Origin of the sequence: Amycolatopsis sp. NPDC051371, assembly GCF_040682155.1 — a bacterium.
In the GTDB taxonomy this organism is placed as follows: Bacteria; Actinomycetota; Actinomycetes; order Mycobacteriales; family Pseudonocardiaceae; genus Amycolatopsis.
The window spans coordinates 100,711-123,529 of record NZ_JBFBAG010000006.1; the positions used below are offsets into that span (position 1 = coordinate 100,711).

A 22,819-nucleotide genomic window follows, 5' to 3' on the forward strand; every position below is an offset into this window, starting at 1 on the left:
CCCCGTGCGGATCGTGCCGCGGGAGTTGCCGGGCTGATCGCGGTCAGCGGATGCGGGGTGTCCCGCGCAGCTGGGCGTGCAGCTGCCGGTTTCGCAGCTCCTTCCGCAACCGGTCGACCACCGCGTCGAACAGGGCCGGGTCGAGGATCGCCGTCTGGTCGAACTGCCGTCGCTGCGGGGGCGCGGGCGCGAGCCGGCCGCGGGGTGCGTACCGCTGCACCGAGCTCTCGACGCCTTCGCCGGTGACCAGGTCGACCCAGAGGGCGTCGCGCAGGAAGCCGTCGCCGAAGCGGGCCGAACGGCGGGTCGACACGTCGGCGATCTGCGACCACGGGACCAGCCGCGTGCTGAGGGTGCCCGCGGGGATGCGGAGGCCGTCGTCGCCGACGGTGAGGTCGCGGAGGCCCTCGAAGCCGCGCTTGAGCATGCGGGCGCGCGAGAGGCGGAAGGCCACGATGGCGAGGAGCACGGTCGCCGCGTAGGCGCCGCCGATCAGCCACGGCGAGAGGTCGCGGACCACGCCGGCGAGGAGCGCCGCGCCGAAGCCGACGTCGGCGACCAGCAGCACGCCGATCAGCACCTTGACCGGCGTGGTGACGCGGGGTGGGGACTCGGACAACGGGTCGACTCCTGGGGCCGGGCGGGTCAGGGGTTGCCGATGATCCGGTCGGCTGTCACGAACACCGCGACCCGCCGCTCCTCGGCCATCACGCGGTCGTACTCGTCCCAGTCGTCGTGGGTGCCGGTGGCGGCGACGAAGACGTCGCGCAGGAGCTTCGGCAGGCCCGCGGGGTCGAAGGCGGGGTCGGGGTCGTCCGGCCCGACGAGATGGGTGCCGCCGGTGACGGAGACCCAGTTCCAGCCGCGCCGGAAGGTCACGGTGGCGTGCCCGGCCCGCCGCAGCAGCGCGAGCTTGTGCGCCCGCCCGACGGCGACGTACGCGACGCCGGGCGCGCCGGTCACCGGGTCGTCGAAGACGCCGGCGTTGACGACGGAGGAGTGAACGGTGCCGTCGCCGCGCGTCGTGGCGACGGTGGCCAGGCCGTTTTCCCGCAGCGACAGCGTGCGAACCTGCTCGAGATCAACGCTCATGCCCCCAAACCTAACCCGCCGGGCCGAGCGGGTGGTCCGGTTTCACCGGGTGCAGTGCGGTGCTGACCGTCCGCACAGCCCGCCGGCCGGGAAAATCGCTGTCCGGTCGCCGCAGCACGGTGATAGACAGCCCGAGTGCACAACACCCTGGACTTCGCCGACCTGCTGCGTCTGATCGACGAGCGCTCGGCCGCCTTCCGTGCCGCGGTCGCCGCCGCACCCGGCCTCGACGTGCGGGTGCCGACGTGTCCCGAGTGGACGCTGGCCGACCTGGTGCGGCATCTGGGCGAGGGGCGCCGCGCCTGGGCGGCCACCATCGCCGCCGGGCCGGACGCGACGGCCAAGGCCGCCCCGCAGGACGCCCCGGCCCCGCCCCAAGAGCGCGAAGCCTTGCTGGCCTGGTCGGCGGCGGCGACGCGGGAGCTGCTGGACGCGCTGCGGGAGGCCGGTCCCGATCGCGGGTGCTGGGCGTGGTGGGGCAAGTCGCAGACGCCGCTGACCTGCGGTGCCGTCGCCCGGCGTCAGCTCCACGAGATCGCCGTGCACACCTATGACGCCCAGGTCACCGCCAACGCGCCGCAGCCGGTACCGGACGAGGTGGCCCTCGACGGCGTCGAGGAGTTCCTGCTCACCTTCTGCACGACAACGGTCGCCTGGCCACACGAGCCCGCCGCCGCCGACTACCACGCCACCGAGGGCCGCTCTTGGCGCAACTGGCTGTCGGCCGACGGCGCCGGGGCCGCCCGCCTGACCGCGCCCGAAGAGGACGCGGCCACCGCCTCCGCCCGGGGCACGGCCGGCGAACTGCTCCTCGCTCTGTACGGCCGCATCCCGTTGGACTTCCTCGAACTCGACGGCGACCGGCGGCTCTTCGACCAGCTCGTGGACTGGGACCCTGAGCGGTAGGTCAGCAGGCGCCGTTGTCGGTCCACACTCCCCACTGGCCCGTCGTTCCCGGCTCCTCGCCCTGCGTCCACCAGCCCGCCTTCCACTTGTGGCCGTTGTGCGACACCACGTTCCCGCCCGTGTACACCTGCGAAGCGCTCCACGCCGGATCCGCGCAGGTACCCGGGTTCGTCGTCCCTCCCGTGTCCCAGGAAACCTGCGACGACCGGTAGAAGGTGATCCCCTGCGCCACCCAGCGCGGGGCTTGCGCACCCAGCCGGGTGCGGAACGCCGTCCAGTCGTGGGTCGACCAGGGGGACCAGCCCAGCTCGGCGTGCGCCGCCAGCCGCGGGAACGCCAAGTAGTCGATGTCCGAGGGGGTCACGACCGTTTCCGCCCACAGCGGCGACTCCACGCCGCGGACCGCGGACTCGCCCACCCCCGACAGGTACGCACCCGGGTTCCAGCCGTACGCGTCCTGGACCTCGATGTACCCCGCCCACGACAGGCCGATCGGGCTCGAGCTGTTGTACTTCATGTCCAGGTACGCCTTGTTCGCCGGCGACAGGATCACCTTGCTGCCGCGCGAAACCGCCGTCGACACGCCCGCGTCCGACGTGGACGTCCCCCAGAACTGCGGGGACGCCGAAGCGGGCAGGGATGCCTTCGCGATGTCGTGCCAGCCCACCACCGACTTGCCCGTCGCCGCCACCAGGGGGAGCACCTTGTTCACGAACGTCACGTAGTCCGCCGCCGACGTCGAAGAGGCTTCGTCGCCGCCGATGTGGATGTACTGGCCCGGCGTCAAAGCCGCCAGCTCACGCAGGACGTCCGCGATGAACGTGTACGTGATGTCCTTCGAGATGCACAGCGAGCTGTACCCGACCGCGGTGTCGGTGCGCAGTGCCGGCGCCACCCCGTTGCAGTTCAGCTCCGCGTACGACGCCAGCGCCGCGTTCACGTGCCCCGGCATGTCGATCTCCGGGATGACCGTGATGTGGCGTGAGGCCGCGTAGTTCACGATGTCCGTGTACTGCGCCTTCGTGTAGTAGCCGCCCGCGCCGCCGCCGACCTGCGTGCTGCCGCCGTACGTCGTCAGGCGGGGCCAGCTGTCGATCTGGATGCGCCAGCCCTGGTCGTCGGCCAGGTGCAGGTGGAGATTGTTGATCTTGTACTGGGCGAGCTCGTCGAGGTACCGCTTGACCGTCGACACCGGGTGGAAGTGCCGCGCGACGTCGAGCATCGCACCGCGGTAGCCGAAGCGCGGGTAGTCCACGACCGTCGCGCCCGGGACGCTCCACGGGCCGGCTTGGGCCGTCGGGCTTTCGACCCGGCCCGGCAGCATCTGCCGCAGCGTCTGGACACCGGCGAAGAGCCCGTCGGCCGTCTGGGCGCGCACGGTGACCGAGGACGCCGTCGACACGAGCTGGTAGCCCTGAGCGCCGACGGAAGCGGGCGCGCCGCTCAGCAGCAGCGCGATGCTGTCGGACGGCACGGACGCCGGGGCGTCGGACACCGGCAGCGCGAAGCCGGTCGACGGCCGCAGCACACCGGCCAGGTAGTCGCCGACCTGCTTGGCCGGCGCCGAGCCGGCTTCGGTGACGATCTTCGTGGTCGAGACCAGCGGGAAGGTGACGCCGGCCGCCGCGGTCACCGAAGCCGGCACGGGCACGATCGACTGCAGCGCCGGCGTGGCCGCCGAGGCCGGCGTCAGCTGGGCGGCGGTCGTACTGGCGCCGATCAGCGCCAGCACGGCGAGCGCGCGGCCGAGCCGCCGCGCGAAGGGAGTCTTCACCGGGTCCTCCTGGCGGGAAGGGCGCGACATCGCCGTCGCACCTGCCCGGATCGTCGCATTTCCCCGAGTCGTGGTCTAGACCAAGTCGGGTGGTTAAGCTCGCGTCGTGACGCGGGATTTTGCGCCGGGGTCGCCGTTCGCTCTGCTTTCGGGCGCCGAGACGGCCGCCTGGTATGCCTACATGAAGGTGCACCTCCGCCTCGAGTACGAGCTGAACCGGCAGCTGCGGGCGGACAGCGGGATCTCGCTCGCCGACTACCACGTGCTGGTCGCCCTGACGAGCGAGCCCGGCGGCCGGATGCGGGTCACCGATCTCGCGATCCGCATCGGCTGGGAGCGCAGCCGGCTTTCGCACCACCTGAAACGGATGCGCGCACGCGGGCTGGTGGAGACCGGTGCCAACCCCGAGGATCGCCGAGCCGTCGACGTGGCCTTGTCCGAGGCCGGCTGGGAGACACTGCGCCGAGCCGCTCCGGACCACGTCGAGTTCGTGCGCAAGGCTTTCCTGGACGCGCTCGAGCCCGGCGAGGTGGCGGGGCTGACGACCTCGCTCGAGCGGGTCTACGACGCGCTGGTCGAGCACGGCACCCTGCCCCGGCCGGTCGACCACCCGTGATCCCACTTACGTGATGTTTCACGTAATATGGCGGCCGGTCCGACGGGAGAAGAGGGGTGCGCGATGGCGACGGTGGCCGAGCTGATGGAGGCCAACCTGCTCCGGGTCTTCAACGAACGCGACGACGAACGGCGCCGGGCCGCGGTGGCCGCGACTTACGCCACCGACGTGACGTTCGCCGATCCCGAAGGCGTCGTGACCGGGCACGACGACCTGGACGCCAAGGCCAAGGGGCTGCTGGAACAGTCGCCGGGGTTCGTGTTCACCGCGGCCGGTCCGGTGCTGATCAACCACGACCTGGGCCACCTGGCCTGGGCTTTCGGCCCGGAGGGCGCACCGCCGGTTGCGCGGGGGATCGACGTCGCCCTCGTCGAGGACGGGCGCATCAAGAAGCTCTACACCATGCTGTTGCCGGACTGAGGCGATTACGCTCGGGAGCATGTTCGACGAGCTGACGTTCCCGGTCATCGCCGCCCCGATGGCGGGCGGCCCGACCACCCCCGAGCTGGTCGCCGCGGTCACCGAGGCGGGCGGGTTCGGCTTCCTCTCGGCCGGCATGCTCACGCCCGCTGCGCTCGCGGCGCAGATCGACCGCACGCGGGAGCTGACCGGCCGCGAGTTCGGCGTCAACCTCTTCGTCCCGCAGCCCGACACCGGCGCCGACGTCTCCGCGCACCGCGAGCGCCTGCAGGCCTTCGCGCGTGAGTACGACGTCGAACTCGGCGAGCCGAAGTGGGACGACGACGCGTACCCCGCGAAGCTGGACATCGTGCTCGATAAGCGGGTCCCGGTCGTGTCGTTCACCTTCGGGCCGCTCTCGCCGTCGGACGTCCTGCGCCTCAAGGAGGGCGGCAGCTCGGTCGTCGTCACCGTGACCACGCCCGAAGCCGCGCAGCGGGCCGCCGATCTCGGTGCCGACGCGCTCGTCCTGCAGGGCTTCGAAGCGGGCGGGCACCGGAGCCTGTTCACCGACGACGCGGGCCGGCCCGGCGGCGGCGCCGAATACGGCGTCCTCGCACTGCTGCGACTCGTCGCCGCCCGCGTCGACCTGCCGCTGATCGCCGCCGGGGGCCTGGTGCACGGCGCGGACGTCGCCGCCGTGCTCGCCGCGGGAGCCATCGCCGCCCAGCTGGGCACGGTCTTCCTGCGCGCCGACGAAGCCGGGACGTCCGAGGCCCACCGCAAGGCCCTGGCGCTGGCCGAGCGCGAGACGGCCTTCACGCGGGCCTTCAGCGGCCGTCCGGCGCGCGGGCTGGTCAACAAGTTCATGGACGCGCTGTCCGAGGGCGCGCCCGCGGCCTACCCGCAGCTGAACAGCCTCGCCGGGCCGGTGCGCAAGGCGGCGGCGAAGGCCGGCGACCCGGAAGCGATTTCGCTGTGGGCCGGCCAGACCTACCCGCTCGCCTACGACGCGTCGGCCGCCGTCATCCTCGAACGGCTTAAGGTCGAGGCGCGCGACGCCGCCGCCCGCCTCGACCGGATCCGCTAGTCCGTCTTCTGCACTTCACCGGGGGCGCGGTTCAGGAGCGAGTGCCGCCGGCTGTAGAGGAAGTAGATGACGAGGCCGATGACGAACCAGACGGCGAACCGCAGCCAGGTCGCCGGCTGCAGGAACGTGATCAGCCAGATCGAGAACACGACGCCGATCGCGGGCACCACCGGCATGCCCGGCGTCTTGAACGTCCGCGACAGCTCGGGCCGCTTGTAGCGCAGCACGATCACCGCGACGCAGACCACGACGAACGCGAGCAGGATGCCGATGTTCGTCAGCTCCGCGGCCTCGCCGATCGGCAGCAGCCCGGCGATGATCGCGGACGCGCCGCCGAGGATCCACGTCATCCGGCTCGGCACCTGGCGCTTCGCGTTCGTCTTGCCGAACCACGACGGGAGCAGGCCGTCGCGGCTCATCGAGTAGCCGATGCGGGTGGCGCCCATCAGGAACGTGAACAGCACGGTGAGGATGCCGACGATGGCGCCGATCGCGATCACCGTGGCCAGCCCGGAAAGGCCGACCGACTTGAACGCCGTCGAGAAGCCGCTCTTCGGGTCGATCTCGGTGTACTTCTGCATGCCGGTCAGCACCAGGCAGGCCAGCACGTACAGCACCATCGAAATGGCCAGCGAGTAGAGGATGGCCTTCGGCATGTGCCGCTGCGCGTCCTTGGACTCCTCCGCGGCGGTGCTCATGGCGTCATAACCGAAGACGGCGAAGAAGACTGTCGCCGCGCCGGTCACCGCGCCGCCGAAGCCGGCCGGGGCGAACGGCGTGTAGTTGCCGGTCTTGACGTAGAAGAAGCCGACCAGGATGACCACCAGCACGATCAGGACCTTGATCCCGACCATCGCCGTCTCGAACCGGGCGGCGGCGCGGATTCCTCGGTTGAGCAGGTACGCGATCAGCAGGCACAGCAACGCGGCGAACAGGTCGACCTTGTGGCCCGGGCCGGTGCCGGGCGCGCCGAGCATCCAGGCGGGCAGGTCGAGGCCGAGCTGGCCGAGCAGGAAGCTGAAGTAGCCGGAGATGCCGATCGCGACCACCGACACGATCGCGGTGTACTCCAGCAGCAGGTCCCAGCCGATGAACCAGCCGACGACCTCGCCGAGCACCGCGTACCCGTACGTGTAGGCCGAACCGGCCTTCGGGATCAGGCCGGCGAACTCGGCGTAGGAGAACGCGGCCGCGGCGCTCGCGACGCCGGCGATGAGGAACGAGATCAGCACGGCGGGGCCGACGCCGGGGATGCCCGCCGAGTCGTCGCCGTGCGCGACACTGCCGGCGAGGGCGAAGATCCCCGCGCCGATGATGCCGCCGATGCCGATGGCGGTCAGCTGCCACAGCCCCAGGGTGCGGTTGAGGCCGCCGCTTTCCGAAGTGTCCTGGATCTGGTCGATCGGCTTGCGCCGGAAGATGCCGGAGCTGGAACCCAAGCCTCCTGGAGCGGACATCATCGTCTCCCGAACGTCGCGGTGGAAGGCCCGGATCACGGACCCAACGCCGGAACTTACCGCCAACTCCGCGTGAAGACAGCGTGAGCCGCTCAGCCCGCCGCGGTGTCTTCGTCCACAGCTTCGACCGCGCGCTTGGCCTGAGTGGTCCGGACCGCGCTCGCCGCGAAGTAGGTGAGCAGTTCCGCGACTTCCACCGGGTCGTCCAGCTGCGGGCAGTGCCCCCAGTCTTCGCGGACCAGCAGGCGGCTGTGTGGCACCAGCGTGTGCAGCTGCCGCCCGGACGCGGCGGTGACGAGCTTGTCCTTGCCGCACGCGACGACCAGCAGCGGCACCTTCACCGACTCGAGCCGGTAGGCGTCGGCGAGCTCGGCCACGAGCTGCCGGGCCTGCTCCAGCCGGCTCTTGGTCGCGCGGTAGTCCGGGAAGAGCGCGGTGAAGCGCTGGACCTGCATCGCGTCGGCCGCGGTGGAGTTGGCGTAAAGCAGCCGCGGGACGAGCTGCTCGGCGACCTTGCGCACCAGGAAGCCCGGCACCGGGACCGGCAGCGCCGAGTAGAGCCGCAGCGGGAACGGATAGCGCGCGACGGTCCGGATCAGCCACGAGTCGACGAACCCGGGTGCGGCGATCGACACGACGCCGGAGATCGGCAGGCGGCTGTTCTGGGCCGCGCGCAGGCTCATGGTGCCGCCGAGGGAGTTGCCGGCCAGCACGACCGAGCCGAGCACGGCCTGCTCGCGGACGACGGCGGTGGTGAACGCGTCGAGCTGCGGAAGCATCGGGCCGGGGCGCAGCGGCTGCGCGTCGCCGAACCCGGGCAGATCGACCGCGACCGCCGGGATCCCGGCGGCCGCGAGCTGTTCCAAAGCGGGGCGCCACGTGTCGGCGCTGTCGCAGTAGCCGTGCAGCAGCACCAGCCGAGGTGCGCTCGGCCGGACGTGCGGCGTGGCCGCGCGGCGTCGCAGTGAGCGGCGGGGGAGCTCGGGGTCTCCGGCGAGGTCGCCGACCTCGAGGACACGGGTGCGGACACCGGCGTAGCGCCGGAAGGAGACCCGGATCGGGTCCGGGTCGCTGCTGGACCGGCCGCCCGGTCCAGCCGAGTCGGGCCGCTTCGTCGCGGTCATGACTACAGATTAGCTTGCGACCATTGGGTTTTGGTCGAATTCAGGTGCTAACGACCAGATCTCGAACTGAGTACGTTAGAGATTCACCTAGTGTCGAGCTGGGCGGAACGAAGGGATCCGCCCAGCTCAGCGCGGGTCTAGCGGGTGAAGACGATCTTGCCGGCGGTGTCGCCGTCGAGCATCGCCTGGAACCCCTTAGGGGCCTCGGTGAAGGGCAGTTCGGCGCCGATCTGCGGCCGCACCCCGGTCAGGTCGAGGTAGGCGAGCAGGTCCGAGAGCTCGTCGCGGGTGCCCATGGTCGATCCGGCGACGCGCAGCTGGAGGAAGAAGACGCGCTGCAGCTCCGCGCCCGCGTCCGGGCCGCTGGTCGAGCCGGAGACCACGATGATCCCGCCCGGCTTGAGCGATTTGACCGAGTGCGACCAGGTCGCCTTGCCGACGGTCTCGAAGACGGCGTCGACGCGCTCGGGCAGCCGTGCGCCCGACTCGAACGTCTGGTGCGCGCCGAGGCTCGAGGCCAGCGCGCGCTTCTCCTCGCTGCGGCCGGTCACCCAGACCCGGAACCCGGCCGCGCGGCCGAGCTGCACCAGCGCCGTCGAGACGCCGCCGGAGGCGCCCTGCACGAGCATCGTCTGGCCCGGCCGCAGCCCCGACTTCACGAAGAGCATCCGGTAGGCGGTCAGCCAGGCCGTGCCCATGACCGCGGCCTCGGCGAAGCTGAGCGCGGCGGGCTTCGGGACGACGTTGCGGGCCGGCACGACGACCTGGTCGGCGAAGGTGCCCTGGTGCTTCTCGGTGAGCAGCGTCCGCTTCGGGTCGAGGGTGTCGTCGCCCTGCCAGCCCGGTGCGTTGATCACCGAGTGGAGCACGACCTCGGAGCCGTCGTCGAGGGTTCCCGCGCCGTCGCAGCCGAGGATCATCGGGAACTGCTCGGGCTTGATGCCGACCCCGCGCAGCGTCCAGAGGTCGTGCATGTTGAGGCTGGCCGCCTTGACGTGCACGCGGACCCAGCCGTCCGGCACGTCGGGCTCGGGTCGCTCGCCCACGACGAGCGAGTCCAGGGGGCTGTCGGCGTTGGGTTCCTGCGCGTACACGGCGAACATGTCCTGCAACCTACCGCCCCTGACACGCGGTGGCAGCAGAGCGCGCGTAGGCTCACACCGTGTTCAACGGGCTTGCCGACTGGTGGGACGGGGTCGAGCTGTGGCTCGCCCAGGCCTGGTTCCCGGTCCAGTTCGTGCTGGTCATGGTGGTCGTCGTGCCGCTGTGCCTGGCCGCCGCGTGGGTGCTCGACAAGCTCGTCGGGCTCTTCGCCCACTGGCTCGCTCCGGGGCGTGACGACGACCGCACCGACACCCCGTCCTAGGCTGGCGCACCATGTTCAACCGAAGGCGGATCACCGCCGCGCTGATCGGTCTCCTCGTGCTGGTGCTGGGGGGCTGGCTGGTCAAGGACGCCGTCGGCGGCGACTCGCCCGCGTCCCCCGCCTCGAGCAGCTCGCCGAGCGCGCCCCCGAAGGGCTCCGCGGCGGTGCCGGGCACGGACTCCGGGCTGCCGCTCAAGGCCCTGTCGACGTTGCCGTCGCAGGCCGGCGACACGTGGAAGCTGATCGAAAAGGGCGGCCCGTACCCGTACCCGCGCAACGACGACGTCGTGTTCGAGAACCGCGAGAAACGGTTGCCCGGCAAGAAGTCCGGCTATTACCACGAGTACACCGTGAAGACGCCGGGCAGCGCCGATCGTGGCGCGCGGCGGCTGATCACGGGACAGGCGCACGAGCTGTACTACACCGGCGACCACTACGCGTCGTTCGTCGTCGTGGACCCGGCCCGATGAGCGCCTCGGAGCAGGCGAAGGCCGCCGCGGAAGAGGCCTTCGCGAGGGGCGCGTACCCGCACTTGGTGAATTCGCGGCCCACCGTGGACAAGGCCAGCACGCTGAGCGCGTTCGCCGCCGCACTGTCCTTTCCGGACTACTTCGGCCACAACCTCGACGCGCTGTACGACTGCCTGACCGACCTGTCCTGGCTGCCGCCGGGGGAGCACGTGCTGATCTGGCCGGGCTCGGACGCGCTGCGCAAGACCGAACCCAAGACGTACCTGGCGATCCGCAGCGTGCTCTCCGACGCGCAGCGCGCGCTCGGGCCGAGCGGGCGCAGCGCCGGTTCGTGGCGGCTCACGGTCGTGCTGCCGGACGCCTGAGCGGCGTCCCCGCGCGCTTGACCGTGCGGATCACCGGCGCGCTCTCGAGCGTCTGCACGCCGGGGATCCCGGCGACGCGGCCGGTGAGGTAGCGGTAGAAGTCGCGCCCGTCGCGGCAGTTCACCATCGCCGTGAGGTTCGTGGTGCCGGTCGTGGCGACGGCGAACGACGTCTCCGGGTGGCTCGCCAGCGCCTCGCCCGCCTCGGCCAGGTGCGCCGGCGACACCGTCAGCCACAGCCGCGTTTCGGAGTGGAATCCGAGCTCGGCCGGGGAGACGTCGAGGTGGTAGGTCAGCGTGCCGTGGCGCCGCAGCACGTCCATCCGGCGCCGCACGGTCGAATCGGACCAGCCGGTCGCCGCCGCGAGCGCGGTGTAGCTCGCGCGCCCGTCGTGGGCGAGCGCGTCGAGCAGCGCCTGGTCTTCCGGCTCCGGCGGGACGCCGGCGCCCTCCGCAGGCGGAGGGCGCAGCCGCTCGATCTGTTCGGGGGACAGGCAATGCAGGCCGCCCCAGCCGTCCGGTAGCGCGAACGTGTGCAGCAGCTCGTGAGCCGAGACGGCGGTGACGCGGCTCGCCCGGGGCAACTTGCGCAGCAGGAGATCGTCCCGGCCGGCCGACCCGGGCGCGTGCACGGTGCAGGAGATTTCGGTGCCGCCGGAGAGCAGGTGCACCCAGGACACGTCGGAGCGGTCGGCCAGCGCGTCCGCGACGGCGGCCCCGGCGTCCGGCGTCGTGCGCAGGCGCAGGGTCCAGCTCGTGTAGCCGACTTCGCCGCCGCTGACCGCACCGGTGACGCGCAGGACGCCGGCGGTGCGCAGCCGCTGGTAACGCCGGGCGACGGTGTTTCCGAGACGCCGAGCACCTGCCCGAGGGTGCGCATCGGTGCGCGGCCGTCGAGCTGCAGGGCGTGGACCAGGCCGCGGTCGAGAGCGTCGAGCGTGACGGTTTCCATGCGCTGACGCTAGTCGATGACGGTATCCGGCAGCTTTGTCGACTTGCTTGGTGGTGATCGACGCGGTGACCGCACTCTTCGGGCATCCGAAGGGAGATTCGATGCGCAAGTGGTGGCCGTTGATCGCGGTCTGTGCGGGCTCGTTCCTGTTCTTGCTGGACACCACCGTCGTGACGGTGGCCTTGCCGAGCATCGGCGCCGAGCTTTCGGCGTCGGTGGAGTAGCTGCAGTGGGTGCCCGACGTCTACACGCTGGTCCTGGCGGTGCTGATGCTCGCGACCGGCTCGCTCGCCGACCGCTGGGGCGCGAGGCGGATGTTCGTCGCCGGGCTGGCGGTGTTCGGGCTCGCGTCGCTGGGCTGCGGGCTGGCGCCGGACATCGGGACGCTGATCGCCGCCCGCGGGGTGCAGGCAGTCGGGGGTTCGGCGGTGGCGGTGACGGGGTTCGCGTTGCTCGCCGCCTGCTACGAAGGGCGTTCACGGGGGACGGCGATCGGCGTCTTCTTCGCGGTGAGCGGGCTCGGTGCGGCCACGGGTCCCCTGGCCGGCGGGGTGCTGACCGAGTACTTCGGCTGGGCGGCGATCTTCTTCGTCAACGTGCCGATGGCGTTGGCGACGGCCGGGTTCGCGCTGCGGGCGTTGCGGCCGGACACCCCGGGCGGACGCGGCCGGTTCGACCTCGCGGGCGCGGTGTGGTTCGCGATCGGCGCGGCGAGCCTGGCGCACGGGCTGACATCGGGCGGCTCAGGGCGGTGGACGACGCCGGTCACCGTGGGGGCGCTGGTGGTTTCGGTGGTCGCGTTCGCGGGGTTCTTCATCGTGGAACGGCGTCGTTCGGCGCCGTTGCTGGAGCTGAAGTTGTTCCGTGACGCCGGGTTCGCGACGTCGGTCGCGTGTGCGGCCGCGTCGACGTTGACGTTCGCCGCGCTGGTCTACGTGTCGTTGTGGCTGCAGACCGGGCTCGCGCTCGGGCCGGTCGAGGCGGGGCTCGCGCTGGCGCCGCTGGCCGTGGCGTCGTTCCTGACCTCGACGTTCGCCGGGAAGGTGCTGCGCCGGTTTCCGCCGCGGGCGCTGCTCGGCGCCGGCGTGCTGCTGGGCGCGGTCGGATTCCTGCTGCAGCTGGGTTTCCCGGTCTCGGTCGGGCTCGCCGTGACGGGGATCGGCGTGGGGATCGCGGGACCGGCGATGGGCGCGGCGATCGCTTCCGCGGCCCCGCCGGGACGAGCGGGGATGGCCGCGGGGATCCTCACGACGACCCGGCAGTTCGGGCAGACGCTCGGCGTCGCGGTGCTCGGGATCGCTTACCAGGCCGGGGGTTTGACGCCGGTGTACGTGGTGGCCGCGGCTTGCGGCGGGGTGACGGGCCTGCTCGCGCTGGTTCCGCGCAAGCAGGCCCGCGTCCCGGCCTGACCCGAGCGCCCCAATGTGGCGTTGGGTGCGTGGGACGCACCGAACGCCACATTGGGTGCGTGGGACGCACCCAATGTGGCATTGGGGCGCTTCAGTCCTGGGGGACCCAGCTCGGCTTGCGCTTCTGGGCGAAGGCCAGGATGCCCTCCTGGCCTTCCTCACTGGCGAAGAACTTCGCCGACAGCCCGAGCATCTCCTCGAACCCCTCCGACGGTGTCGCCGGGCGGGGACGGCTCAGCAGCGCCTTCGTCTCGGCCAGCGCCGTCGGGCCGCCCGCCGCCAGGGCCTTCACGAAGCGGGCCACTTCGGCGTCGAGGTCGGACGTCGCCGAGTTCAGCAGGCCGATCTCGACCGCCCGCCGCGCGTCGAACGTGTCGCCCGTCAGGAACAGCTCGTGCGCCGCGCGCGGGTTGAGCCGCGGGAGGACCGTCAGGGAGATGACCGCCGGGACCACGCCGATGCGGACCTCCGAGAAGGCGAACGTCGCTTCCGGCACCGCCACCGCGATGTCGCACGCCGCCACCATGCCGATGCCGCCGGCGCGGGCGGGGCCGGCCAGCCGGGCGACCACCGGCTTCGGGCTGGTCCACAGCTGCTCGAGGATCTTCGGGAACTCGTTCACGCCCTGGTCGCCCGCGCCGGCACCGCGGGCCTCCTTGAGGTCCATCCCCGCGCAGAACACCGGACCCGTGTGGGTGAGCACGATGACCCGCACGGCGTCGTCAGCGGCCGCCTTCGCCAGCGAATCCGAAAGCTCGCGGCGCAACTGAGAGGACAGCGCGTTGCGGTTGTGCGGGGAGTCCAGGGTGATCGTGGCGGTGCCGCCCACCACGTCGTAGTGCACCAGTTCGTCAGCCATGACCGACACCCTTGCACACTCCCCGCGCGCCACCGGTGTTACGCGGGCCACCCCGCGGGCGGAGACCCGCGGGGCGGCTCGCGGTCAGCCGATGGTCGTCGTGGTGAAGACCGGGCTGGGGTTGGGGAAGCAGGCCGTCGGCGCGGTGATGTCGCCGATGATCGTGCTCGCCACGGCCTTGAACGTCAGGCCCGGGTCGCTGTAGCTCGTGCCGGACAGCTTCGTCTCGATCGTGCCCGACTGGCCGGCCGTCAGGTGCGCGGTGATCGTGGGCAGTTCGAAGGTGGCACCGCCGGCGATCGGGCCGGGGAAGCTCAGGGTGGCGACCCCGTTCGCGACGGCGATGGTCGGCGCGGTCGAGCCGAGGCCGGAGCCGCCGGTCAGGTCCGCGCCGACATAGGTGGAGTTCGCCGGGATCGGGAACTTCAGCGCGAACGTGTTGATGTTCTTGACCTTGTTCCCGCTCACGTCGCCCGGGACGGTGTTCGGCGCCGGGTCGATGACGACGTCGAACGCGCCGCCGGGCGCGACCGTGGCGGGCGCCGTGACGTCGGTGTCCTGGTTCAGCGACACCTGTTGCGGCCCGACGATCGGAGCATCGGCCTGGCAGTCGAAGGTGACGGCGGTGGTGGCCGCCGATGCCGGGGCGGCGAGAGCGACCGGGAGGGCCGCGACCGCGACCAGAACGCCGAGCTTGGAAAGGTGAAGTGCTTTCACTTGTATCCACCTACCTGCGGTTTTGGAGGGGAGGAAAGAAAGCCGCGCAGCGCTTAGATAGTTACCGGCAAGTTAACTAGCGCGTCAAGGATTTACCGTTCCCATGCGCGCAGGGTGACCAGAAATGTGAAAAAGACTCGCCTTTTGGCGGTGGCAGGCGCGCCGGGCTAGGCGTACTGGCGGAGCAGTCCGCTCACCGCGGTGGCGTACCGGCTGATGACGACGTCGGCGACGCGGGGATCGTCGGCCAGCGGCGCCGCGACGAACGCGCGGGGATCCGCTTCGCGGGCCAACCTCGCGATGCGGTCCGGCAGCAACCCGGGCGCCAGGAACCACGACGCCACGACCAGGTGCCGCACGCCTCGGTCACGCAACCGGGCGGCGGCCGCCGGGATGTCCGGCTGGGCAGCGGAAGCGAACGCCTCGCTCACCGGAACACCCAGCCGCTTCTCCCAACGAGAAGCCAGAGAAGCGACGACGGCGTTCGCCGACGCGTTGGACGAGCCGACCGCGCTCAGCAGCACGCCCGTCCCACGACGGTGAGGCGCGGCCGCCAGCCGGTCCAGGGCCACCGCCTCCAGCGCCGGGTCGGCGCCCAGCACGTCCGACACCTCGACGCGGAAACCCGGGCATTCGGAAACCACCTGGTCGATCAGCGCCGGCAGGTCGACCCGCGCGTGGAACGCGCTGCCGAGCAGCAGCGGCACCACGACCGCCGACCGGTGCCCCGACGAGTACAACCCTCGCAGCACGTCCGTCACGTTGGGCGAGGAAAGGTCCAAAAAGGACTCGTGGACCGAGAGCCCGGGCGCCTGGGCGCGCACGACGTCGACGAGCGCCCGCACGGTCGAAGCCGAGCGGGGATCACGACTGCCGTGCGCGACGGCGACCAGGGGCGGTGTCACGAGAAGCGCTCACCCACCAGGCCCGCGGCGAGGGTGTCGCCGTCCTTCGGGTCGATGACCAGGAACGCGCCGGTGCGCGGGCTGACGCCGTAGTCGTCGACGCCCAGCTCCTCGGCCAGCCGCAGCGTGACCAGCCCGATGTCGTTCAGTTCCAAGGAAGAGGGGCCGTCCACACTGGACAAAGCCTGCTCGTCGAACCGCGCGTGCAGCTGTCCGACCAGCGCCTGCACCGTGCGGGCGCCGTGCTTGACGAGGACCCGCGCCCCTTCCTTCAACGGCTTCGACGACAGCCAGCACAGCGTGCCGGTGATCTCGTCGGTGATCCGCGGCGGCGCGTCCGCGGCGGCGATCAGGTCGCCGCGGGAGATGTCGATGTCGTCGGCGAGCAGCAGCGTCACCGATGTCCCGGCGCCGGCTTCGTCGAGGGGTCCGTCGGCGGTGTCGATGCGCTCGATGCGACTGCGGATACCTTGGGGCAACACGACGATCTCGTCGCCCGGGCGGACCGTGCCCGCGGCGATCTGCCCCGCGTAGCCGCGGTAGTCCGGGTACTCCGGCGTGCGCGGGCGGATCACGTACTGCACCGGGAACCGCAGCGCCGAGTCGTGCGGGTCGGGCGCGACCGGCACGTCCTCCAGGTGCTCCAGCAGGCTCGGGCCGGAGTACCACGGCGTCCGCTCGGAGCGCGTCGCGACGTTGTCGCCCTCCAGCGCCGAGACCGGGATCGCGAGCACCGAGCCCTGGGGGTACCCCAGCGTTTCGGCGTGCGTCGCGAACTCCTTCGCGATCACCGTGAACGTCGCCTCGTCGTAGTCGACCAGGTCGATCTTGTTCACCGCGAGGACCAGCTGCGGCACGCCCAGCAGGGCCAGCACCGCCGCGTGCCGCCGGGTCTGCTCGATGACGCCCTTGCGCGCGTCGACCAGCAGCACGGCCAGCTGCGCGGTGGACGCGCCGGTCACCGTGTTGCGCGTGTACTGCACGTGCCCGGGCGTGTCGGCCAGCACGAACGACCGCTTGGGCGTGGCGAAGTACCGGTAGGCGACGTCGATGGTGATGCCCTGCTCGCGTTCCGAGCGCAGGCCGTCGACCAGCAGGGACAAGTCCGGCGTGGACAGTCCCTTGTCGACCGACGCGCGTGTGACGGCGTCGAGCTGGTCGGCGAGCACCGACTTGGTGTCGTAGAGAAGCCGGCCGACCAAAGTGGACTTTCCGTCGTCGACACTTCCGGCCGTGGCCAGGCGCAACAGCGAGCTCATCAGAAGTACCCCTCACGCTTGCGGTCTTCCATGGCCGCCTCGGACATCCGGTCGTCGGCGCGGGTGGCGCCGCGTTCGGTCAGCCGCGACGCCGACACCTCGGCGATGACGTCTTCGACGGTGGTCGCGGTGGACTCGATCGCGCCGGTGCACGAACCGTCGCCGACGGTCCGGTAGCGGACCGTCCGCTCGCGGACCTCCTCGCCCGGGCGCGGGCCGCCCCACGGGCCTTCGGCGAGCCACATGCCGTCACGCAGGTACACCTCGCGCTGGTGCGCGTAGTAGATCGACGGCAGCTCGACCTTCTCGCGGGCGATGTAGTTCCAGACGTCGGCCTCGGTCCAGTTGGACAGCGGGAAGACGCGGACCTGCTCGCCCGGGCGGTGCCGGCCGTTGTAGAGGTTCCACAGCTCGGGCCGTTGCCGGCGCGGTTCCCACTGGCCGAAGGAGTTGCGGAGGCTGAAGATCCGCTCCTTCGCCCGGGCGCGCTCCTCGTCGCGGCGGCCGCCGCCGAAGACGGCGTCGAACTTGTTCTCCGCGATGGTGTCCAGCAACGGCGTGGTCTGCAGCGGGTTGCGCATCCCGTCGGCGCGCTCTTCCAGCCGCCCGTCGTCGATCCAGTCCTGGACCTTCGCGACGACCAGCCGCAGGCCGTGGCGCTCGACGACGCGGTCGCGGAACTCGATGACCTCGTCGAAGTTGTGCCCGGTGTCCACGTGCAGCAGCGGGAACGGCACCGGCGCCGGCCAGAACGCCTTGATCGCCAGGTGCAGCAGCAGCGTCGAGTCCTTGCCGCCGGAGAAGAGGATCACCGGCCGGTCGAACTCGCCCGCCACTTCGCGGAAGATGTGGATGGCTTCGGACTCCAAAGCCGCGAGATTGTCTTGCGCCGCATCGGTAGCGGGCTCCAAGGTCGTCATGCGTCCCTTTCTCAGCCGTGCAGTCCGCACTCGGTCTTGCTCTGCCCGGCCCACCGGCCGCTGCGCGGGTCCTGCCCCGGCTCCACGCGAGCGGTGCAGGGGCCGCAGCCGATCGAGAGGTAGCCGATCGAGACGAGGGGGTTCTCCAGGATCGAGTGCTCCCGGATGTAGCCGTTGAACTCGTCGTCGGTCCACGCCGCGATCGGGTTGACCTTCACCAGGCCGTTGCGGTCGTCCCAGGTGACGATCGGGGTGTTCGCGCGGGTCGGCGCGTCGACGCGGCGGACGCCGGTGATCCACGCCGAGTAGTTGGCCAGGGTCTTGCGCAGCGGCACGACCTTGCGCAGGTTGCAGCACAGCGTCGGGTCGCGGTCGTGCAGCTTCTCGCCGTACTCCGCGTCCTGCTCGGCGACGCTCTGCTCGGCCTGGGCGTTGACGATCTTCACGCCGGGGTAGACCGCCTGGACGGCGTCGCGCGTGCCGATGGTCTCCGGGAAGTGGTAGCCCGTCTCCAGGAAGAGGACGTCCACCTCGGGCTTCACCTTCGTGGCGAGGTCGATCAGCACGGCGTCCTGCATGTTGGACGCCACGATGAAGTCCTCGCCGAACGTCTCGACGGTCCAGCGGATCGCCTCTTCGGCGGTGGCTTCGGCGAGCTCTTTCGACGCGCGCTCGGCGAGGGTCTTGTAGTCGGCGGTGGCGGTCATCGGGAAACCTCCGGAAGGGACAGGCCGAGGAACTTGACCGAGAAGACCCGGCGGCAGGCCGAACACAGCCAGCCACCGTTCTCTTCCGGCCGCAGGTCCTCGTCACCGCAATACGGGCAGTAGTACGGCGTCGCGCGTTCGGTGGACGTCACTGGAGCGTGCTTTCCTCGGCTCGCGCGGCCCACTGCGGGAACCGCTCGCCGGGTTCGCGCCCGGTGACGTAGGCGCGCACGACGCGCTCGACGTAGCCGGTCAGCTCCGCCGCGGTCACCTTGTGGCCGCGCAGCTTCCGGCCGAACCCGGCGTCGAGGCCGAGCCCGCCGCCGAGGTGCACCTGGAAGCCTTCGACCTGGTTGCCGTCGGCGTCGGTGACGATCTGGCCCTTGAGGCCGATGTCGGCGGTCTGGATCCGCGCGCAGGAGTTGGGGCAGCCGTTGAGGTGCACGGTCACCGGCGTGTCGAGGCCGTCCTGGATGTCCGCGAGGGACTTCTCGAGGTCCGAGACGAGCTGCTGCGCGCGGGCCTTCGTCTCGACGATGGCGAGCTTGCAGAACTCCAGCCCGGTGCAGGCCATCACCCCGCGTCGCCACGGCGACGGCTTGGTCTCCAGCCCGATCTCGGCCAGCTCCGCTTCGAGCGAGGGGACCTGGGGCTCCGGGACGTCGAGCACGACGACCTTCTGCAGCGGCGTGAACCGCACCCGGGTGGACCCGGCCCGCTCGGCCGCCTTGGCGACGGCGACGAGCGCGCCGCCGTTCACGCGGCCCGCGATCGGGGCCGCGCCGACGTAGAAGTTGCCGTCGACCTGCGGGTGCACGCCGACGTGGTCGACCGGCACGGCGGGGTTCTCCGGCGGCGGGCCGTCGATCAGCTCGCGCTTGAGGTACTCGTCCTGCAGCACCTGGCGGAACTTCTCCACGCCCCAGTCCTTGACCAGGAACTTCAGCCGCGCCCGCGAGCGCAGCCGCCGGTAGCCGTAGTCGCGGAAGATCGAGATGACGCCTTCCCAGACGTCGGGCACCTCGTCGCGCGGCACCCAGGCGCCGAGGCGCTGCCCGAGCATCGGGTTGGTGGACAGGCCGCCGCCGACCCAGACGTCGAAGCCGGGTCCGTGCTCGGGGTGGTTCACGCCGACGAAGGCGACGTCGTGAATTTCGTGCGCCACGTCCGGCTGGCCGGAGACGGCGGTCTTGAACTTCCGGGGCAGGTTCGCGAACTCCGGCTTGCCGATGTAGCGGCGCTTGATCTCGTCCAGCGCGGGCGTGCCGTCGAGCACCTCGTCCGCCGAGATGCCGGCGACCGGCGAGCCGAGCATGACGCGCGGGCTGTCGCCGCACGCCTCCATCGTGGTCATGCCGGCCTTTTCGAGCTTGTCCCAGATCGCCGGGACATCCTCGATGCGGATCCAGTGGTACTGGATGTTCTGCCGGTCGGTGATGTCCGCGGTGTCGCGCGCGTACGCCTGCGAGATCTCGCCGAGCGCGGTGAGCTGCTCGGTGGTCACCGCGCCGCCGTCGATCCGGACCCGCAGCATGAAGTAGCGGTCGTCGAGCTCTTCGGGCTCCAGCGTCGCGGTGCGGCCGCCGTCGATGCCCGGCTTGCGCTGGGTGTAGAGGCCGAACCAGCGGAACCGGCCGCGCAGGTCGCCCGGGTCGATCGCGTCGAACCCGCGGTGGGCGTAGACGTTCTCGATCCGCGCCCGCACGTTGAGCGGGTTGTCGTCCTTCTTGGACCGCTCGTTCGGGTTCAGCGGCTCCCGGTAACCGAGCGCCCATTGCCCCTCGCCGCGCTTCTGCTTGGCGCGCGCGGGGCGGGCGGGGGTCTGGCGCGTGGGCGTGGCCATGGGGGCGTCCTCCGAGAGGCATTTCGTGGCAGCGGAGGACCACCGGCTCGCGGGTTTCCTCCGGCGCCGGCTGTCCAGGTTCGTGGCAGGTGGTGGCGACGGCAGTCAGCGAACGGGTACGCAGAGAGCGCTGGCGACCCGCACGAGGTCGACGTGGCGGCGGGCCACGAGGAGAACACCGGCATGAGTCACGGCGTCAGCGTGCCACGCGTCCAATATGTGGTCCAGGTCTGCCCGAATGCTGGGAGCAGCGTCACTCGCCTGGGAGAATGCGGTCGACCAGCAGGCCCACGACCTGCGCGTCCGAGTACCCGGCGAACGCTTCGGGCAATGTCAACCGCTCGACGGTCAGGCCGGTCAGGGCCAGATAGAGCAGCAGGACCTCGTCCCGCCCGCCGGGCAGGCCGGCGGCTTCGTGGAAGCCCGCGCTGAGCTCGAAGCTCTCCCGCACGGTCGCGGTCAGCGCCGCCGCCAGCCCGGACCGCCGGTTCGCCTCCAGACGCAGTTCGAGCAGGGCGAGGTAGGAGCTGCGGCGGGTGGTCAGCCGCGTCATCAGGTCGCCGAGCAGCGCGGCGACCCGCCCGGTCGACGGCTCCTCGGCTCGCGGATCGGCCATGACCTCCTGCGGCGCGGACAGCCGGACGTGGACGCGTTCCCCGGCCTCGGCCAACAGCTGGTCGCGGTCGCGGAAGTAGTTCGACGTCGTCCCCGGCGGCACGCCGGCTTCGGTGTCCACCGCGCGGTAGGTGAGCCCTCGTGCGCCGTCGCGGGCGAGGACCTCGATGGCCGCGTCGGTCAGGGCTGTCCGCCGTTCGGTGTTCTGCCGCACTCATCGCTCCTTGCCCGATTCAAACCACTATGGTTAGAGTACTACAGGTACAGTGGTTTGTTGGAGAGGAACTGGGGATGCAGGTCAAGGGTTTCGGGGCGGGGTACCTGGTCGACGATGTCGCCGCGACCACCCGCTTCTACCGGGAGGTGATCGGGCTGCCGGTCACGGTCGAGCTGGACTGGTTCGCCAGCGTCAACGCCGGCGCGCCCGGCTACGAAATCAGCTTCGTGCAGCGCGGCCACGAGTCGGTCCCGCCGGCCTACCGGGCGCGCGAGACGTCGGGGCTGATGTTCGGGCTCGTCGTCGAGGACGCCGCGGCCGAGGCGAAGCGGCTGGTCGAGGCGGGCGTGGAACTCGTCACACCGGTCGTCGACGAGGTCTACGGGCAGCGGCACTTCTACGTTGCGGATCCGAACGGCGTACTGCTCGACGTCATCGAGATGATCCCGCCCGACCCGGACTGGGCGGCGGCGAACCTCCCGGCGTCGTAGGGGACAATCGGGGGGTGCCCGTGCTGCGTCCCGACTCCATCACCTCGATCGATCCGGCCTTGCCGGAGAGCGCGCTGAAGGGGCTCGGCAGCAGAACGTTCGGGGTCTACGTGCACGTCCCGTTCTGCGCGACGCGCTGCGGCTACTGCGACTTCAACACCTACACCGCGGGTGAGCTCGACTCGGACTCGTCGCCGCAGTCCTGGCTCGAAGGGCTGCGGCGCGAGCTGGAGCTCGCCGCGAAGGTCCTGGTCGTGCCGCCCGCCGCGGACACCGTCTTCGTCGGTGGCGGCACGCCGTCGCTGCTCGGCGCCGACGGTCTCGCCTCGGTGCTCGACGCCGTCCGCGACGTCTTCGGGCTCGCCCCGGGCGCCGAGGTCACGACGGAGTCGAACCCGGAATCGACGTCACCGGAATTCTTCGCCGGGATCCGCGAGGCCGGCTACACACGCGTCTCGCTCGGCATGCAGTCGGCCGCACAGCACGTGCTCAAGATCCTCGACCGCGTGCACACCCCCGGCCGGCCGGGCCAGGCCGCCGCCGAAGCCCGCGCGGCCGGGTTCGAGCACGTGAACCTCGACGTGATCTACGGCACGCCCGGCGAGCGCCCGGACGACCTCCTTGCCACGCTCGACGCCGTGCTGGCCGCGGGCGTCGACCACGTGTCGGCGTACGCGCTGATCGTCGAGGAGGGCACGGCACTGGCCCGCCGGGTGCGCCGCGGCGAACTGCCCGCGCCGGACGACGACGTGCTCGCCACGGACTACGAGATGATCGACGCGACGCTGTCGGCGGCGGGACTGCGCTGGTACGAGGTGTCGAACTGGGCGACGGACGACGCGGCCCGCTGCCGCCACAACCTCGGCTACTGGCGCGGCGACGACTGGTGGGGCGCCGGGCCGGGCGCGCACAGCCACGTCGGCGGCGTGCGCTGGTGGAACGTCAAGCACCCGGCGCGCTACGCCGCGCTGCTCGCCGCCGGCGACTCGCCCGCGGGCGGGCGCGAGGTGCTCACCGACGACGACCAGCACCTCGAGCGGATCATGCTCGAACTGCGTGTCGCCGAAGGACTTCCGCTGGACGTGCTGGACGAACCGGGGCTCGCGGAGGCCCGGGCCGCGGCGGCCGAGGGCCTGCTCGATCCGTCCGCTTTGGACTCCCGGGGCCGCGCGGTGCTCACCGACCGCGGACGGCTCCTGGCCGACGGCGTCGTCCGGCGCCTCGCGGGCTGACGGGATTAAATCCGGGGACCTCGTGGTTGCTTGTA

28 protein-coding genes and 1 pseudogene are annotated in these 22,819 nt (G+C 71.4%); 11 read left to right on the plus strand and 18 right to left on the minus strand.

The annotated features are described in order from the left end of the window. Nucleotides 1-43: 43 nt before the first annotated feature. Together AB0M59_RS10185 and AB0M59_RS10190 are read right to left on the minus strand one after the other, a co-directional pair. Nucleotides 44-619 carry a PH domain-containing protein gene (locus AB0M59_RS10185; protein ID WP_364611741.1) on the minus strand — a complete coding sequence of 192 codons (576 nt, stop codon included), beginning with the start codon at nt 617-619 and terminating at the stop codon, nt 44-46. 26 nt (nt 620-645) lie between these two features. Beyond that, on the minus strand, nt 646-1,092 hold the full coding sequence (locus AB0M59_RS10190) for a pyridoxamine 5'-phosphate oxidase family protein (protein ID WP_364611744.1): 447 nt from the start codon (nt 1,090-1,092) through the stop codon (nt 646-648). 135 nt (nt 1,093-1,227) lie between these two features. Here AB0M59_RS10190 and AB0M59_RS10195 point away from each other — a divergent pair, with 135 nt between their 5' ends. Further along, entirely contained in the window at nt 1,228-1,998 is a 771-nt protein-coding gene (locus AB0M59_RS10195) for a maleylpyruvate isomerase family mycothiol-dependent enzyme (protein ID WP_364611747.1), read from the plus strand. A 1-nt stretch (nt 1,999) separates the two neighbouring features. Here the strand turns inward: AB0M59_RS10195 and AB0M59_RS10200 are convergent, their stop codons facing one another. Then, entirely contained in the window at nt 2,000-3,772 is a 1,773-nt protein-coding gene (locus AB0M59_RS10200) for a family 20 glycosylhydrolase (protein WP_364611750.1), read from the minus strand. A gap of 106 nt (nt 3,773-3,878) precedes the next feature. On the opposite strand from AB0M59_RS10200, the gene AB0M59_RS10205 reads away from it, so the two are divergent. The 3 genes from AB0M59_RS10205 to AB0M59_RS10215 all read left to right on the plus strand — a co-directional run bounded on the left by AB0M59_RS10205 (nt 3,879) and on the right by AB0M59_RS10215 (nt 5,877). After that, entirely contained in the window at nt 3,879-4,388 is a 510-nt protein-coding gene (locus AB0M59_RS10205) for a MarR family winged helix-turn-helix transcriptional regulator (protein ID WP_364611753.1), read from the plus strand. Between the two features lie 63 nt (nt 4,389-4,451). Next, nucleotides 4,452-4,808 carry a nuclear transport factor 2 family protein gene (locus AB0M59_RS10210; RefSeq protein ID WP_364611756.1) on the plus strand — a complete coding sequence of 119 codons (357 nt, stop codon included), beginning with the start codon at nt 4,452-4,454 and terminating at the stop codon, nt 4,806-4,808. Nucleotides 4,809-4,827: 19 nt separating this feature from the next. After that, on the plus strand, nt 4,828-5,877 hold the full coding sequence (locus AB0M59_RS10215; RefSeq protein WP_364611759.1) for a nitronate monooxygenase: 1,050 nt from the start codon (nt 4,828-4,830) through the stop codon (nt 5,875-5,877). On the opposite strand, the gene AB0M59_RS10220 is transcribed toward AB0M59_RS10215, so the two are convergent. The 3 genes from AB0M59_RS10220 to AB0M59_RS10230 all read right to left on the minus strand — a co-directional run bounded on the left by AB0M59_RS10220 (nt 5,874) and on the right by AB0M59_RS10230 (nt 9,561). Next, nucleotides 5,874-7,334, minus strand: a complete 1,461-nt coding sequence (locus AB0M59_RS10220; protein ID WP_364611762.1) for an amino acid permease — start codon at nt 7,332-7,334, stop codon at nt 5,874-5,876. The genes AB0M59_RS10215 and AB0M59_RS10220 overlap by 4 nt on opposite strands. Nucleotides 7,335-7,426: 92 nt before the next feature. Beyond that, nucleotides 7,427-8,458, minus strand: coding sequence for an alpha/beta hydrolase (locus AB0M59_RS10225; protein WP_364611765.1), 1,032 nt, complete (start codon nt 8,456-8,458; stop codon nt 7,427-7,429). A gap of 137 nt (nt 8,459-8,595) precedes the next feature. Then, nucleotides 8,596-9,561 (minus strand): zinc-binding dehydrogenase, encoded by a 966-nt coding sequence (locus tag AB0M59_RS10230; RefSeq protein WP_364611768.1) that lies wholly within the window; start codon nt 9,559-9,561, stop codon nt 8,596-8,598. 59 nt (nt 9,562-9,620) lie between these two features. Between AB0M59_RS10230 and AB0M59_RS10235 the strand changes: the two genes are divergently transcribed. The 3 genes from AB0M59_RS10235 to AB0M59_RS10245 are packed head-to-tail and all read left to right on the plus strand — an operon-like array spanning nt 9,621 to nt 10,659. Continuing rightward, nucleotides 9,621-9,824: a hypothetical protein gene (locus tag AB0M59_RS10235; protein WP_364611771.1), complete on the plus strand. Its 204-nt coding sequence runs from the start codon at nt 9,621-9,623 to the stop codon at nt 9,822-9,824. An 11-nt stretch (nt 9,825-9,835) separates the two neighbouring features. Beyond that, nucleotides 9,836-10,294: a ribonuclease domain-containing protein gene (locus AB0M59_RS10240; RefSeq protein ID WP_364611774.1), complete on the plus strand. Its 459-nt coding sequence runs from the start codon at nt 9,836-9,838 to the stop codon at nt 10,292-10,294. Beyond that, nucleotides 10,291-10,659: a barstar family protein gene (locus AB0M59_RS10245; protein WP_364611777.1), complete on the plus strand. Its 369-nt coding sequence runs from the start codon at nt 10,291-10,293 to the stop codon at nt 10,657-10,659. Before AB0M59_RS10240 ends, AB0M59_RS10245 begins: the two co-directional genes overlap by 4 nt. On the opposite strand, the gene AB0M59_RS10250 is transcribed toward AB0M59_RS10245, so the two are convergent. Further along, nucleotides 10,634-11,338 carry an Lrp/AsnC family transcriptional regulator gene (locus tag AB0M59_RS10250; protein WP_364611780.1) on the minus strand — a complete coding sequence of 235 codons (705 nt, stop codon included), beginning with the start codon at nt 11,336-11,338 and terminating at the stop codon, nt 10,634-10,636. The genes AB0M59_RS10245 and AB0M59_RS10250 overlap by 26 nt on opposite strands. A gap of 203 nt (nt 11,339-11,541) precedes the next feature. After that, a pseudogene (locus AB0M59_RS10255) lies at nt 11,542-11,610 on the minus strand (AsnC family protein); the annotation flags it as partial. 50 nt (nt 11,611-11,660) lie between these two features. On the opposite strand from AB0M59_RS10255, the gene AB0M59_RS10260 reads away from it, so the two are divergent. Both AB0M59_RS10260 and AB0M59_RS10265 read left to right on the plus strand, forming a co-directional pair. Beyond that, complete coding sequence (locus AB0M59_RS10260; RefSeq protein WP_364611783.1) at nt 11,661-11,834, plus strand: hypothetical protein; 174 nt, start codon at nt 11,661-11,663, stop codon at nt 11,832-11,834. A gap of 9 nt (nt 11,835-11,843) precedes the next feature. Next, nucleotides 11,844-13,019: an MFS transporter gene (locus tag AB0M59_RS10265; RefSeq protein ID WP_364611786.1), complete on the plus strand. Its 1,176-nt coding sequence runs from the start codon at nt 11,844-11,846 to the stop codon at nt 13,017-13,019. Between the two features lie 91 nt (nt 13,020-13,110). On the opposite strand, the gene AB0M59_RS10270 is transcribed toward AB0M59_RS10265, so the two are convergent. From AB0M59_RS10270 to AB0M59_RS10315, 10 genes are all read right to left on the minus strand, one after another. Beyond that, entirely contained in the window at nt 13,111-13,878 is a 768-nt protein-coding gene (locus tag AB0M59_RS10270; RefSeq protein WP_364611788.1) for an enoyl-CoA hydratase family protein, read from the minus strand. Between the two features lie 84 nt (nt 13,879-13,962). Further along, complete coding sequence (locus tag AB0M59_RS10275; RefSeq protein WP_364611791.1) at nt 13,963-14,595, minus strand: cyclase; 633 nt, start codon at nt 14,593-14,595, stop codon at nt 13,963-13,965. Nucleotides 14,596-14,762: 167 nt separating this feature from the next. Beyond that, nucleotides 14,763-15,500 carry a sirohydrochlorin chelatase gene (locus AB0M59_RS10280; protein ID WP_364611794.1) on the minus strand — a complete coding sequence of 246 codons (738 nt, stop codon included), beginning with the start codon at nt 15,498-15,500 and terminating at the stop codon, nt 14,763-14,765. Next, complete coding sequence (locus AB0M59_RS10285) at nt 15,497-16,759, minus strand: GTP-binding protein (protein WP_364611797.1); 1,263 nt, start codon at nt 16,757-16,759, stop codon at nt 15,497-15,499. The genes AB0M59_RS10280 and AB0M59_RS10285 overlap by 4 nt, the downstream gene beginning before the upstream one ends. Next, a complete protein-coding gene (gene cysD / locus AB0M59_RS10290; RefSeq protein ID WP_364611800.1) occupies nt 16,759-17,679 on the minus strand; it encodes a sulfate adenylyltransferase subunit CysD in 921 nt (306 codons plus the stop codon). The genes AB0M59_RS10285 and cysD overlap by 1 nt, the downstream gene beginning before the upstream one ends. An 11-nt stretch (nt 17,680-17,690) precedes the next feature. Next, on the minus strand, nt 17,691-18,386 hold the full coding sequence (locus AB0M59_RS10295) for a phosphoadenylyl-sulfate reductase (protein WP_364611803.1): 696 nt from the start codon (nt 18,384-18,386) through the stop codon (nt 17,691-17,693). Further along, on the minus strand, nt 18,383-18,538 hold the full coding sequence (locus tag AB0M59_RS10300) for an Insertion element protein (protein WP_364611806.1): 156 nt from the start codon (nt 18,536-18,538) through the stop codon (nt 18,383-18,385). Before AB0M59_RS10300 ends, AB0M59_RS10295 begins: the two co-directional genes overlap by 4 nt. Beyond that, on the minus strand, nt 18,535-20,229 hold the full coding sequence (locus tag AB0M59_RS10305; protein ID WP_364611809.1) for a nitrite/sulfite reductase: 1,695 nt from the start codon (nt 20,227-20,229) through the stop codon (nt 18,535-18,537). Before AB0M59_RS10305 ends, AB0M59_RS10300 begins: the two co-directional genes overlap by 4 nt. Nucleotides 20,230-20,334: 105 nt before the next feature. Then, nucleotides 20,335-20,421, minus strand: a complete 87-nt coding sequence (locus AB0M59_RS10310; protein ID WP_364612211.1) for a putative leader peptide — start codon at nt 20,419-20,421, stop codon at nt 20,335-20,337. 61 nt (nt 20,422-20,482) lie between these two features. Continuing rightward, nucleotides 20,483-21,058, minus strand: coding sequence for a TetR family transcriptional regulator (locus AB0M59_RS10315; RefSeq protein WP_364611812.1), 576 nt, complete (start codon nt 21,056-21,058; stop codon nt 20,483-20,485). 77 nt (nt 21,059-21,135) lie between these two features. Between AB0M59_RS10315 and AB0M59_RS10320 the strand changes: the two genes are divergently transcribed. Beyond that, nucleotides 21,136-21,552, plus strand: a complete 417-nt coding sequence (locus AB0M59_RS10320; protein WP_364611815.1) for a VOC family protein — start codon at nt 21,136-21,138, stop codon at nt 21,550-21,552. 14 nt (nt 21,553-21,566) lie between these two features. Further along, complete coding sequence (gene hemW / locus AB0M59_RS10325; protein ID WP_364611818.1) at nt 21,567-22,784, plus strand: radical SAM family heme chaperone HemW; 1,218 nt, start codon at nt 21,567-21,569, stop codon at nt 22,782-22,784. Nucleotides 22,785-22,819 lie beyond the last annotated feature (35 nt).